Genomic DNA, 13176 nt, shown 5'->3' with positions numbered 1-13176 from the left:
CCTTTTTCAGGCAGTTCAGTCCCCTCCGGTTCCCTGAAACGAAATTCTTTTCCATCCGGGGTTTTTACAGCATCCGTCAGCGGATTGAAGGTCAGATCACCAGCTATGGTAAGGGCTGTGACAATTTCCGGGGAGGCTACGAAAGCATAGGTATTAGGATTACCGTCATTGCGTCTGGCAAAATTGCGGTTAAAGGAAGTAATGATGGAGTTTTTTTCTTCTCCGCTTTTTCTGTGACGCGCCCATTGGCCTATACATGGCCCGCAGGCATTGGCCAGCACAACTCCGCCCAGTTCTTCAAAAATGCCGAGCAGGCCGTCTCTTTCCATTGTATAGCGAACCTGTTCCGAACCGGGGGTAATGGTAAATTCAGCTCTGGCTTTTATTCCTGCCTCCAATGCCTGACGCGCAACAGAAGCCGCCCGGGTAATGTCTTCATACGAAGAATTGGTACAGGAACCTATCAATCCAACTTCCAGTTTTTCAGGATATCCATTTTCCCAAACAGCGCGGGCAAATTCCGAGAGGGGCCATGCTTTGTCGGGTGTGAAAGGACCGTTAATATGCGGTTCCAGCTTGGTGAGATCCAGTTCGATTACCTGGTCAAAATACATTTCGGGTGCAGCATACACTTCAGGGTCACCTCTCAGGTCATCAGCTATTTCCTCAGCCATGTCAGCCACCATTGATCTCCCGGTGGCCCTGAGGTACCGGCTCATCTTTTCATCAAAACCGAAAAGCGATGTAGTGGCACCCAGTTCGGCTCCCATGTTGCAGATCGTAGCCTTCCCTGTAGCTGAAAGTGTGTTTGCTCCCGGCCCGAAATATTCGATAATTGATCCTGTACCTCCTTTAACAGTAAGAATTCCGGCAAGCTTGAGAATGATATCCTTTGCCGAAGTCCACCCGTTCAGCTTTCCGGTGAGTTTAACGCCGATAAGTCGGGGGAACTTCAGTTCCCATGGCATGCCTGCCAGTACATCCACTGCATCGGCTCCTCCTACCCCGATGGCTACCATACCCAGGCCTCCGGCATTAACGGTATGGGAATCAGTGCCAATCATCATTCCCCCGGGAAATGCATAGTTTTCAAGAATAACCTGGTGAATGATCCCTGCCCCGGGTTTCCAGAAACCAATGCCGTATTTTGCAGATACGCTGGCGAGGAAATCATACACTTCTTTATTGGTGATCATGGATTCGGCCAGATCCTTTTCAGCTCCCTGTTTTGCCAGAATGAGATGATCGCAGTGAACAGTTGCCGGAACAGCTACTTTTGGAATCCGTGCCTGCATAAACTGCAACAGGGCCATCTGAGCAGTAGCATCCTGCATGGCAACACGGTCGGGACGAAACAAAGCATAATCTGTCCCTCTGCGATAAACAACCTGATTCTCCGGTTCGGCCAGATGGGCATAAAGAATTTTCTCCGTCAGTGTCAGCGGCCTTTTTAATAAGGCACGGGCGCCGGCAATGCGTTCGGGATACATCGAATAAACCTTCCGGATCATGTCGGAATCAAATGGCTGATGCTGTTTATTTTTCATATTGGTCGCATAAATTTTCCGGGGGTTGCAAAATAATAATTTTTACGGGTATTCGGCACATTGCAAAAAATGGTTGAATGGATATTCTGTTATTAATCTCTATGGTTTTTGCAGCTTTTATGCTTTCAACATCTTTTAAAACACCCTTTTGACAGGAATTGTTTGCAGTGTGACGGGCAAAAGTTGAGGGAATTATTTGTACCTTTGGGATTGTGACGGGAAATTTTGTTTGCGGAATAAATCAAATGGAACATTGATATGGATATGAACTGGCTGAGGAAAATAAGCCTGCCTCCTGTTGTACTCGAGAATCTGAGAATAGCCATAGGTTCTATCCGCACCAATATGGTACGTTCCATACTCACCATGTTTATTATCGCATTTGGAATCATGGCTCTGGTGGGAATTCTTACCTCTATTGATGCCATTAAAGGAGCAATTAATACACAGTTCGCATTTATGGGTGCCAATACCTTTGCAATCCAGAGCAGGGGTGTTTTTATTCAGATCGGCAGTGAACGGTACCGTTCAAAAAATTATGATTACATATCCTACAAGCAGGCAGAGGATTTTAAGAAGGTATATAATTTTCCGGCAACGGTGTCCATTTCGGTATTTGCCACATCAACCGGTACGGTCAAATTTGCCAACGAAAAAAGCGATCCGAATATTCGTATAATGGGTGTTGATGAAAATTATTTAATTACCGCCGGATACGAGATCGACAAAGGTCGTTTTTTTCTGGCCGATGAGATTTTAAGAAACGTTCCCTATGCTGTAATAGGAAAAAGTCTGGAACGAAAGCTTTTCAAAAATCAGGATCCGATTGATAAGCTGATTACCGTTGGAGCCGGAAAGTACAGAGTAATTGGTGTGCTGAAGGAAAAAGGCTCAGGTTTCGGTGGAGGGAGCGATGAAGTTTGTCTGCTTGCCTATACCAATGTCCGACAATATTTTTCGCGTCCAAGAATGAATTATTCCATCAATGTCAGGCCGGATAACCCGAATTTCATGGACGCCGCAATTGGTGAAGCAGAGGGTGTTTTCAGAATAGTGCGGAATCTGGATGTGAAGGACGAAAGCGATTTCAATATTGTGAAAAGCGATAACCTGGCCCGGATGCTCATTCAAAACCTTAAATACGTTACACTGGCAGCCACGGTTATCGGAATTATTACTCTGTTTGGTGCGGCTGTGGGTTTGATGAATATCATGCTTGTTTCCGTTACCGAGCGCACAACGGAAATCGGAATTAGAAAAGCAATTGGGGCAAAAGCATCCACCATCCGGCAGCAGTTCCTGTTCGAGGCTATCCTGATCGGCCAGTTTGGAGGGCTGGCAGGGACCTTGCTCGGCATGCTGATTGGAAACCTGGTTTCCATGTCAATGAAATCTCCTTTTATTGTGCCTTGGGAATGGATTATATCAGGGGTTTTGCTTTGTTTTCTTGTCGGGCTTGTTTCGGGTTATTTCCCGGCGCAGAAAGCAGCAAAAGTTGACCCCATTGTATCACTTCATTATGAGTAGTATTGCAGGAATATGGACGATTTGATCCTTAAGGGCAGTTCGGTTACTCCTTTTGTCCGTCTAACCGCTTCAGGCGAGATGAACTTTCAAGGACGGTGCATTCCTGAAAATCCGCAGGAGTTATTTGATGAACTTATCAGCTGGTTTAACGAATACGCTGTTTCTCCCGCCGCAAAAACCGTTCTTACCTTCCGCTTTGAATATCTTAACAGTGCCTCCGTAAAAAATGTCCTTCATCTTCTGAAAACACTGGTGGAGCTTCTTGGAGATGCATCCGAACTGATTGTCCGCTGGGTATATGAAGAGGATGATGAGATCATTCTTGAAGCGGGAGAATCATTGCAGATGCTGTTGAAGATCCCGTTTGAATTTGTTCCGGTCCCGGAATCATAATAATCTGTCCTGCAAAACTTTTTTCCCAGGTGCTGAAATTATTTCCTGTTGGTTGGGATTGTGCATTTTTAATGCAGCAATGTGGGTTTAATGCATAAAAAAAAGCCGGTAATAAACTTACCGGCTTTCAAAATTAAAGTGCGTTTTACTTCACTGTATCCATGTATTCAATCATGTCAACGACTTTGGATGAGTAACCCCATTCGTTGTCATACCAGGATACAACTTTGACAAAATTGGGGTTCAGCATGATCCCGGCTTCTGCATCAAAGATGGAGGTCCTTGGATCGCCGATGAAGTCGGAAGAAACAACAGCATCTTCGGTATAACCGAGAACACCTTTCAGTTCACCTTCAGAGGCAGCTTTCATGGCAGCCTTGATTTCATCATAGGTGGTAGCTTTTTCAAGCCGACAGGTAAGGTCAACCACAGAAACATTGACGGTAGGAACACGGAAAGCCATACCGGTAAGTTTTCCTTTCAGTTCGGGAATAACTTTGGTAACAGCTTTTGCTGCACCTGTTGAGGAGGGAATAATATTGGCGGCAGCAGCACGTCCACCTCTCCAGTCTTTCTTGGAAGGACCATCAACAGTCTTCTGCGTGGCTGTAGTGGCATGTACTGTGGTCATAAGCCCTTCCACAATGCCGAAATTATCATGCAGTACCTTGGCAATCGGGGCAAGACAGTTGGTGGTGCAGGATGCATTTGAAATAATGGCAAGATCCTTGGTGTATTTCTTGTGGTTCACACCGTAAACAAACATGGGGGTGTCATCTTTGGAAGGTGCTGACATAATAACCCTTTTTGCACCAGCCTTGATGTGAGCTTCTGCCTTTTCTTTGGTCAGGAACAACCCCGTTGATTCGACCACATATTCGGCACCAACTTCATTCCATTTCAGATTGGCAGGATCTGCTTCAGCGGTAACACGTATGGGATGTCCGTTAACCACCAGCTTGCCATCCTTGATGTCGATCGTTCCTTTGAACTGACCATGAACTGTGTCATACCGGAGCATGTAAGCCATGTAATCCACATCAATCAGGTCGTTAATTCCAACGACTTCAATATTAGGACGATTCACAGCAACACGGAAAACGAGGCGGCCAATGCGCCCGAAACCGTTAATTCCAATTTTAATCTTAGCCATAATACAATCAGATTTATTTGACAATAAATTACCTTTTTTAAAGAAGCCCAAAGGTAACAATTAAACACGAATCATCAAAATGAAGAGGATCCCTTTTAAAAGATTGGAGATTATTCTTTTCCCTTTTCCGGCTGGCCTTCTGCAGAAGGCTTATCCCATTCTTCCCCTTTCAACCGGTCAATGATTTTCCCGAAACGATAGCTGACAAACAGGGTCAGAAAAACCTGATTGTTTTGTTTGGTCGCCATGATAGGGATTTTTTTCGGGAAAACATCCACCACAACACCGGCTTCCAGAGCGTGAAGAGCGGCATCAACGGTGCTGTAATCGAAACTTACCCCAAATCGCCCGGAAATACCCGGCAGTGCTTTTATTTCATTAAACCCTTTGAAAAAGGATGAACGCCCAGCATACTGAGCCGGGTGATAGGAAGGATCAAACTTTCGTGATTCAATCCGGTAAAAATCGCCAACCGGCATAATGTAAATGTCATAATAGATCGGTTTGTAGACTGCAGCTGACAATCCCGCACTATAGTAGTATTTAACCGATATTCCGCCCTTGTCCACTTTACGGTACATTTCGTACTGGTGTCCGCGCATTACCCGGAAATTAAAAACCGTGTTCAGTTTGCCATAGATAAACGACCGGGAATTGGGATAAAGAAACGGATACCTTACTTCCTTGGGATGCTTAAGGGTTACAAAATCACCTTCCCATAGTTTTTTGTTCCTTGCGTCCAGCCACCAACCGTAACGGTAACTTACTCCAAAACCGTTTGAATTAAGCAGTATTCCGAGAGAACTCTCATCACGGTAAAAAATCTTTTTCTGGGTATCAATTTCACCCTGGCCTGAGGCAAAATGAGTGGAAAACAGCCACGCAATGACCATCGTAAGAAACCGCAATACTGACGAACGAAAGAATGTTTGCATGGTTTCCTTTTTTAGGTAGCGACAGACCATTAAACAAAATCCGGGGGAAAATTTATTACCAATAAACATAAAGAGCAGATTTCTCTGCTCTGTGATCAGCCGTAATAACCTGCATTTTTTGCAGGTAATAAATTCTCTTATCGTTTAACCGGCTGGGTATCTGAGTAAGCGGGGCAGGCTTTTTCACTGCAGCTTGTAAGTACAGTCCCCCCAACAAACAGACAAAGTAAAACCACCGATACCAAACGAATAATTTTTGTTTTCATCATAATCAAATTAATTTTTAATGGTATGATGGAACCCACATGTTCGGCATTTTATTACCGCTGTGATTGTGTTTGTAAAACATGTGGGTTTCATATGCATTGTTTTTCATGTGTTAGCCTGACATGATTGTTCAGTAGCCGTATCCGCGTAAGCAGGACACACATGCTCATTGCATGAACAAACAGTAAGCAGGGTTACCAGTACAATAAACCCCAGGATTACCAGCCGTTTCATAGCAAAATCGACAATTTTGTTTAAAATAACTCTGTAAATATAGTATTTTATCAGATAAAACTAAATTGTATAACAAAAAAAATAACAAAAGAATAACTGCTTGATTGATAATCAGAAAGGCTCAAACGCATTGAAGAAAAATTCCTGCGACCGGGAAAATGGTCTTTTTTTTACTACCAGATCGGGAAAAACAAAAACCTTCAATACAACTTTAATTTTATAGCTTTGCCACACTGGCGCGATAAACTTTGTCACCGTCCAGCTGGTATCATTAAGGGTATTTAGTAAAATTGAACAGATATGAAAGAAACAATTCTTCAGCATCGTTCCATTCGCAGATACAGACCTGATCCGGTTCCGCCTGATGTCCTCAGTCAGATTCTGGAGGCCGGAACGCGTGCATCCACAACAGGCAACATGCAGGTTTACAGCATGATTGTTACTACTGATCCGGGGCTCAGGCAGAAACTATGGGAAGCACATTTCAAACAGAATATGGTTCTGGAAGCTCCGGTTCACATAACATTCTGTGCTGATTTTAACCGTTTTTCCAAATGGTGCCTGTACCGGGATGCTGAACCGGGTTATGACAATTTTCTTTCCTTTTTCACAGCCGCAATCGATGCCTTGCTTGTTTCGGAAAATGTAGCACTGGCTGCTGAAGCGCATGGACTGGGAATCTGTTACCTTGGTACGGTTACCTATATGGCGAAGAAGTTCAGCGAGATATTGCAACTCCCCGGTTTGGTGGTTCCTGTGGCAGCTATGGTAATGGGAACTCCGGCCGAAGATCCGCCGCTGACCGATCGTTTACCGCTGGAAGCGGTCGTTCATAACGAAGTGTATCATGACTATTCACCGGCTGATATTGATAATTTATACAGGGAGAAGGAAAATCTGCCGGCCAGCAGGAAATTTGTGGAGGAGAATAAAAAGAAAACTCTGGCTCAGGTTTTTACCGATGTCCGTTATACGGCAAAAGACAACCGCTTCTTTTCCAGGGAGTTTCTTGAGCTGATTCAAGACAAGGGATTTATGAACAATGAAGGTTAGTACGGGGTATTCAGTGAATCTCAGTCAGGATTGAATTCAATGCCAAGGGCGGAAGCTACTTCTTTCACGTCGTTGATCACTGCCGGGAGGATGGTAATTCCTTCGCGGGCGGCTTTTTCTTCCGCTTCTCGTTCAATTTCCCCCGGAATATAAACTCTTTCCTGTCCTTCAGCGGGTTTTGCCTTTTTGAAGGTTTCAATCCACAGGTCCATCATTGCTTTGAATTCCTCGGCAGGGCGGAAGGCATCAATGCGCATGGCTCCGAAAAAGTGGCCGGTACCGAGTCCCGGCTGATTCTGAGGCAGCGGCAGATAAGCAATGGACGGGGGAACGAAAGGCCCAAAATTGGCTCCTGACAGCAGAGAGGAAAAGATATCAACCAGGGCACTGAGGCAATAGCCTTTGTGGCTTCCATGTATCCTGTCACTTCCCAGGGGAAGCATTGCTCCTCCGCGCCTGAGAATATCGGGGTCATCCGAAGGATACCCAAGGGCATCCTGAACATATCCCAGAGGAACTTTTTCTTCTTTTTTAGCCGCAATGGCAAGTTTACCCCGGGCAATGGGGGTTGTGGCAAAGTCAGCTACAAATGCCGGATATTTCCCTGCCGGTATAGCAACAGCAATCGGATTGGTTCCCAGCAGGCGGCTCACTGAAAAGGTCGGTGCGACCAAAGGATTGGCATTACAAAGGGTAATACCGATCATGTCATGAGGAAGAGCCATCATGGCATAATATCCTGCAATGCCGAAATGATTTGAATTGCGGGTAGCTACCCATCCGGTTCCGCACGAATTTGCCTTTTCAATGGCCAGCCGCATGGACCGCGCCGCAGCAACCATTCCAATGGCCCTATCCGCATCAATAACCGCAGTAGATGGAGATTCATGGACAATACGGATGTGCGGATCTGCTTTAATCCGCTTTTCTTTCCAGAGCAGATAATAATCTTTCAATCGCAGCATACCGTGGGAAGGGATGCCACGTTCTTCCGCCCTGACAAAAACATCAGCAACAAGGGCTGCATCGTCGGGTGGAACTCCCATTGACTCAAATGCCCTGGCGGTAAACAGGCGAAGATAGGATGCTGTTGCCATGCTTCTACGGTTTATTTCCTGTCAAAAAAAACTGCATTTGCCTGAGCTGCAGGCATAATCAATATATCGTTAATGTTTACATGCGGCGGGCGGCTTAAGGCAAACCATACTGCCTCAGCAACATCTTCAGCTTTCAGCGGCTGATATCCTTTATATACTTCCTTTGCCCTCTTTTCATCGCCTTTGAACCGGACCAGCGAAAATTCCGTTTCAACTGCTCCCGGGCTGACCGAGGTTACCTTTATACCGTAAGGAAGGAGGTCAATTCGCATTCCCCTGGTTAATCCTTCAACAGCATGCTTGGTGGCGCAGTAAACATTTCCGTTGGGATATACTTCCTTGCCCGCAATGGAGCTGATATTGACAATGTGTCCGGCGCGTCGTGCTGTCATAAGCGGCGCAATGAAACGGGTTGCATATAAAAGGCCTTTGATGTTGGTGTCGATCATCTGTTCCCAGTCGGCTATGTCTCCCTCATGAATGGGATGAAATCCCGCGGCCAGCCCGGCGTTGTTTATAAGTACATCAACGTCCTGCCATTCCGGCGGCAGATGTCCAAGGTACTTTTCTGTCTCTTCCCTTTTCCTGATGTCGAAACACAGGGGAAGAACCCTGATCCCAAATTCAGAAGCAAGGGTTTGGCTTATTTCATCCAGCAGTTTTTTCCTTCGTCCGGTGAGAATGAGATCGTATCCCTGTCCGGCCAGCTGAAAGGCAATGGCTTTGCCTATTCCTGAAGTGGCACCTGTTATGACTGCAATCATAGTGGTTCATTTAAAAGTCCTCAAATATATAAAATACAATTCCACAGGAAAGGTAAATGAGAAAAAACAGTCTAATTTTGCCGTTCTGTTAATGGAGCCATGGAGAGTATAAAAGAAATCAGGCCCTATTCTGAATTGTCGTCAGACAAAAAAGAGCAGGTTACCATCATGTTTGACCGCATAGCCCGAAGGTATGACTTGCTGAATCATTTACTGTCTTTCAATACCGACCGTTGCTGGAGAAAAAAGCTGGTCAGACTGCCCGGAATCAGGAAAGCAGAAAAAATTCTTGATGTTGCTGCAGGTACCGGCGATCTTTCATTACTCGCTGCGGAAATGCTAAAGGCACGGATTGTTGCAACGGATATTTCAGAAGGGATGCTTCGCATTGCCACAAGCAAAATACAAAGGAAAGGCTATCAGGACAGAATTCAATGTGTTATTGCGGATGCAGAGAAATTACCGTTTGATGCTGATGCTTTTGATGCTGTTATGGTAGCGTTCGGAGTACGCAACTTCGGAAATCCCGCCAAAGGTCTTTCAGAGATGTTCCGGGTAGTTCGTCCCGGCGGCACGGTTGCTATTCTCGAATTTTCCGTACCCCGCCTGCCCCTGTTCCGCCACCTGTATCTCTTCTATTTCAGAAGGGTTGTCCCTTTTATTGGCAGGCTCGTATCGGGAGATTCCGATGCTTACAGGTATCTTAACAGATCTGCTGAGGCCTTTCCACAGGGGGAGCATTTCTGCAGGATGCTGAGAGGCGCAGGATTTGCGGTTGCTGATTCCTTTCCTGTTACCCTCGGTGTTGCGAGAATATATACAGGCGTTAAACCCGGCCACGTAAAAATTGGATGAATAACGATTTTATAATATTTTAGCGCTTTGTTCGTTAAGGCTTAAAGTGAAATTATTAACGTCTGCGGTTTTGAAGAGAATATTCCTTTTTGCATTGTTGTGTCTGGCTTTCGGGATGATTTCATTTGGTCAGGCAAAGAAAGTTCTCAATTATCAGATAGTAGATGACAAAAAGATCCATTTTGGCTTCTGCGTTGGCCTTAATGCCATGGATTTCAGTTTTGAGCGCAACAGCCGAAGCATTCATACCGGAAGCGGCGACTCGCTCTATATGGACCTTTATCAGCTAAGTCCCGGGTTCAATGTCAACATTGTTTCGGAACTGCGGTTCAATGATGCTTTTGCCCTCCGCTTCCTTCCCGGCCTTGTTTTTGGACAGCGGAATGTTTTTGTTACCGGAGTTTCTTCCAATGTCCAATACGGCCAGATACAGGTAGAAAGCAACTACCTTGATTTTCCGCTCCTGATAAAATACAGGGGAGAAAGGCTGAATAATGTACGCCCTTATCTGATTGCAGGGACCAGTGTCAGGTACGATATGGCCGCAAAAAAGGAAAACAAGCTGAAACTTGGTAATGAGCAGGGTGAAACCCTTCGCATCAATCTGAAACCGCTCGATTTTTATGGCGAAATTGGCGTAGGAATGGATTTCTATCTGGTCTATTTCAAATTGTCAACCGAACTGAAGCTTTCAGTCGGCATGCGCGATATTCTTGACAGAGACCTTTCTGCCACTGGCTTGAACCAGCTTTCCTCCCATATTATTTTGCTGAATTTTCATTTTGAATAGCCTGCCCTGGGTGACGTCTTCGGAATTCGGCACAGACAATGGCGGCAGCCATTCCGACATTGAGGGATTCAGCGCCCGAACCGGGGCCTCCGCGGGGAATCGTAAGGAAATGCGTAACCTCCCTGCGGATATCATCCGACAAACCGCGCGACTCATTTCCCAGCACAATCATTGCCGGAAGCTGAAGTTCTGCCTTGTAAAGATTTGTTCCCTGAAGGTCCATTCCGTAAATGTTCCAGCCTTTCTGGCGCATGGTTCGGCAGATAGTTCCTGCCTCGGCGCGGATAACATGAACCCGGAAAATGCTTCCCATGGAAGCTTGTACAGTTTTGGGATTGAAAGAATCGGCAGAAGTTTCCCCAAGTACCACATAGCGGATGTCAAACCAATCGGCCAGGCGAAGAATGGTACCGGTATTGCCGGGGTCCTGCACCCCATCGAGAACCAGGCAGAGATCGGCTTCTGGCGGAATCTGCCGGACGGGAGATTCAGGCATATAAACCACTGCGAGAACACGGTTGGGTGTTTTCAAAGTGCTTATGCCGGCCAGCAGGTTATCATCAACTTCAAAAAGTTCCGTTTCTGCGCATTCGTGCCTGTGTTCCCTGATCCAGCCTCCGGTTGCGGCTATCCATGCAATTCTGTATTCCGACTTCAGCAATTCGTGGACCATTTTTTCACCTTCTGCCAGAAAGAGTCGGGTTTCGTCCCGTGCTTTTTTTTCTTTGAGCGAACGGGCAAGTTTTCTGTAACTGGGCGGCAAATGAAGGACCTCCGGTTTGAAAGCTGTCTTTTTCACGAATGCCTGTCGGTTTTGGTTATTTTCGGATTGCCGAAGTTACTTATATTTGTGAACTGTTGAAAAAAACAAGACCATATTTTATACCGGGTCTGTTCAGGACTTTCCTCCGGAAAGGGTTCTTTCCGGTTGCTTGTGCATTGACGCTTTCCGGGTGCTTTCCTGCAAAATATATTCCTGATGGTCAGTACCTTTTGTCAGAGGCCAGAATTAAAACCGACACCCGCCAGCTGAACAAAAGCGAGATGCAAACCTACATCCGGCAGCGCCCCAATAAGCGCATACTGGGTTTTCGGTTTCATCTCTGGTTGTACAACCGGTCAAAACCGGATAAAAATAACTGGATAAACCGCGGTTTCCGGCAGATAGGAGAAGCTCCCGTTGTCTTTGATGATTATCAGGCAACCCGTTCTGCAGAGCAGTTACGATTATATCTGGTTAACAAAGGATATTTTAATGCAAAGGTTGATCATGAGGTTTTTTTCAGGAAAAAGGAGGCTTTCGTTACTTTCAATATCAATAGCGGTGTTCCATACCGGATAAGATCCTTTCATTATGTGATTGAAGACACGGTATTGATACCTTATATTATACGTGATACCATAAACTCCCTGGTGAGACCGGGAATGGTATATGATGTGGATGCCTTGCAGAATGAACGATTGCGGATTGAATCCTATTTGAAGAACAGGGGATTTTACAATTTTTCGAAAGATTATCTATGGTATGCCGCTGACACAAGCGGTATATTGCGGAGCGTTGACCTGATCCTCAACGTAGGTAAATATGCCGAAATCAACAGCAGGGGGGAAGTGGTGCAGGGAAGCCATCCTCGTTACAAAGTCCGTAACCTGATGGTGTATGCCTCAGGCAGGGAGAAAAAGATGAACGATTCAGCGGCACTGAGACTGGCAAGGGAAGACACGGCAATCTACGACGGAATAAGGTTTGTGGCGCCCAGGCTTTCACCTGTTAAACCCCGTACCATAGCTTCTGCTATTTTCATTCAGCCCGGTCAGTTTTATAATCAGGCAAGTGTTACAAGAACGTATCAACGGTTGTCTTCGCTAAAAGTCTTCCGGTTTACCGATATTCAGTTTGAGGAAGAAAAAGCCCCGGCTCCTTTTGCTCTGGAAAGGGAACTTAACGGGCAAATCCATCTTTATCCGCAGGAAATGCAATCGTATGCACTGGAAGCAGAAGGAACCAATTCATCGGGAAATATTGGAATGGCTGGAAACTTCAACTATGAACACAAGAATTTATTCCGTGGAGCTGAGCAGTTTAACCTGCGGGTTAAGAGCGCTGTGGAAACCTATCCGCGACAGTTTGCTTCAGGCTTCAGGAATACAATCGAATTCGGGGTGGAATCAGGAATACGGATTCCACGGTTCCTTCTTCCGTTGCGAACAGCCCAGTTTGTGCGACGGTACAGCCCTTCCACAACCCTTTCGTTTGCTTACAACTACCAGCGAAGACCTGATTATACCCGTACCATTGCCAATGCCACGTTCGGATATACCTGGCAGGGTAATGCTTTCAACACCTTTATCGTTAATCCGGTTGAGTTGAATGCCGTCAAAATCTTTTCCATTGACCCGGCTTTTCTGCAAAGCATCAAAGGAAAACCATACCTTGAAAACAGTTATCAGGACCATTTTGTACTGGTATCGGGCCTGTCTTTTGTTTTTAATAACCAGAACCTCAGGAAAAAGGAAGATTTCGTTTATTTCAAAACCAACCTGGAATCGGCCGGAAATCT

At 45.6% G+C, this 13176-nt stretch carries 12 protein-coding genes; 6 read left to right on the top strand and 6 right to left on the bottom strand.

The features are described 5' to 3' along the window. Positions 1-1547: aconitate hydratase (locus GX419_08370; protein ID NLI24703.1), on the bottom strand; the 1547-nt coding region annotated here is incomplete at its 3' end. Positions 1548-1811: 264 nt separating this feature from the next. Between GX419_08370 and GX419_08365 the strand changes: the two genes are divergently transcribed. Both GX419_08365 and GX419_08360 read left to right on the top strand, forming a co-directional pair. Further along, positions 1812-3074: an FtsX-like permease family protein gene (locus GX419_08365; GenBank protein ID NLI24702.1), complete on the top strand. Its 1263-nt coding sequence runs from the start codon at positions 1812-1814 to the stop codon at positions 3072-3074. A gap of 12 nt (positions 3075-3086) precedes the next feature. Continuing rightward, the gene (locus tag GX419_08360) at positions 3087-3467 is read left to right on the top strand and encodes a DUF1987 domain-containing protein (protein ID NLI24701.1); all 381 of its coding nucleotides are present in this window, start codon (positions 3087-3089) and stop codon (positions 3465-3467) included. Positions 3468-3612: 145 nt separating this feature from the next. Here GX419_08360 and gap read toward each other — a convergent pair whose 3' ends face one another. Further along, positions 3613-4620 (bottom strand): type I glyceraldehyde-3-phosphate dehydrogenase, encoded by a 1008-nt coding sequence (gap, locus tag GX419_08355; protein NLI24700.1) that lies wholly within the window; start codon positions 4618-4620, stop codon positions 3613-3615. A gap of 110 nt (positions 4621-4730) precedes the next feature. Then, positions 4731-5555 carry a hypothetical protein gene (locus GX419_08350; GenBank protein NLI24699.1) on the bottom strand — a complete coding sequence of 275 codons (825 nt, stop codon included), beginning with the start codon at positions 5553-5555 and terminating at the stop codon, positions 4731-4733. A gap of 801 nt (positions 5556-6356) precedes the next feature. On the opposite strand from GX419_08350, the gene GX419_08345 reads away from it, so the two are divergent. Next, entirely contained in the window at positions 6357-7109 is a 753-nt protein-coding gene (locus GX419_08345) for an NADPH-dependent oxidoreductase (protein ID NLI24698.1), read from the top strand. 20 nt (positions 7110-7129) lie between these two features. On the opposite strand, the gene GX419_08340 is transcribed toward GX419_08345, so the two are convergent. Both GX419_08340 and GX419_08335 read right to left on the bottom strand, forming a co-directional pair. Beyond that, positions 7130-8206, bottom strand: coding sequence for an Ldh family oxidoreductase (locus tag GX419_08340; protein NLI24697.1), 1077 nt, complete (start codon positions 8204-8206; stop codon positions 7130-7132). A gap of 11 nt (positions 8207-8217) precedes the next feature. Next, a complete protein-coding gene (locus GX419_08335; protein NLI24696.1) occupies positions 8218-8970 on the bottom strand; it encodes an SDR family oxidoreductase in 753 nt (250 codons plus the stop codon). Positions 8971-9069: 99 nt separating this feature from the next. Here GX419_08335 and ubiE point away from each other — a divergent pair, with 99 nt between their 5' ends. Then, positions 9070-9825: a bifunctional demethylmenaquinone methyltransferase/2-methoxy-6-polyprenyl-1,4-benzoquinol methylase UbiE gene (gene ubiE / locus GX419_08330; GenBank protein ID NLI24695.1), complete on the top strand. Its 756-nt coding sequence runs from the start codon at positions 9070-9072 to the stop codon at positions 9823-9825. 70 nt (positions 9826-9895) lie between these two features. Then, a complete protein-coding gene (locus tag GX419_08325; protein ID NLI24694.1) occupies positions 9896-10615 on the top strand; it encodes a PorT family protein in 720 nt (239 codons plus the stop codon). Here the strand turns inward: GX419_08325 and GX419_08320 are convergent. Then, complete coding sequence (locus GX419_08320; GenBank protein ID NLI24693.1) at positions 10587-11414, bottom strand: RNA methyltransferase; 828 nt, start codon at positions 11412-11414, stop codon at positions 10587-10589. The genes GX419_08325 and GX419_08320 overlap by 29 nt on opposite strands. A gap of 59 nt (positions 11415-11473) precedes the next feature. On the opposite strand from GX419_08320, the gene GX419_08315 reads away from it, so the two are divergent. Further along, positions 11474-13176 (top strand): hypothetical protein (locus GX419_08315; GenBank protein NLI24692.1); only part of this gene is annotated, 1703 nt, incomplete at its 3' end.

Source organism: Bacteroidales bacterium, assembly GCA_012517825.1.
In the GTDB taxonomy this organism is placed as follows: Bacteria; Bacteroidota; Bacteroidia; order Bacteroidales; family JAAYUG01; genus JAAYUG01.
Note: the sequence above shows the minus strand (reverse complement) of the source record. Positions and strands in the feature narration are given on the sequence as shown.

Bases quoted from the DNA above. Each gene is read 5' to 3' on its own strand.
- GX419_08365 (NLI24702.1), top strand. From the start codon at position 1,812: ATGAACTGGCTGAGGAAAATAAGCCTGCCTCCTGTTGTACTCGAGAAT.
- GX419_08360 (NLI24701.1), top strand. From the start codon at position 3,087: ATGGACGATTTGATCCTTAAGGGCAGTTCGGTTACTCCTTTTGTCCGT.
- gap (NLI24700.1), bottom strand. From the start codon at position 4,620: ATGGCTAAGATTAAAATTGGAATTAACGGTTTCGGGCGCATTGGCCGC.
- GX419_08350 (NLI24699.1), bottom strand. From the start codon at position 5,555: ATGCAAACATTCTTTCGTTCGTCAGTATTGCGGTTTCTTACGATGGTC.
- GX419_08345 (NLI24698.1), top strand. From the start codon at position 6,357: ATGAAAGAAACAATTCTTCAGCATCGTTCCATTCGCAGATACAGACCT.
- GX419_08340 (NLI24697.1), bottom strand. From the start codon at position 8,206: ATGGCAACAGCATCCTATCTTCGCCTGTTTACCGCCAGGGCATTTGAG.
- GX419_08335 (NLI24696.1), bottom strand. From the start codon at position 8,970: ATGATTGCAGTCATAACAGGTGCCACTTCAGGAATAGGCAAAGCCATT.
- ubiE (NLI24695.1), top strand. From the start codon at position 9,070: ATGGAGAGTATAAAAGAAATCAGGCCCTATTCTGAATTGTCGTCAGAC.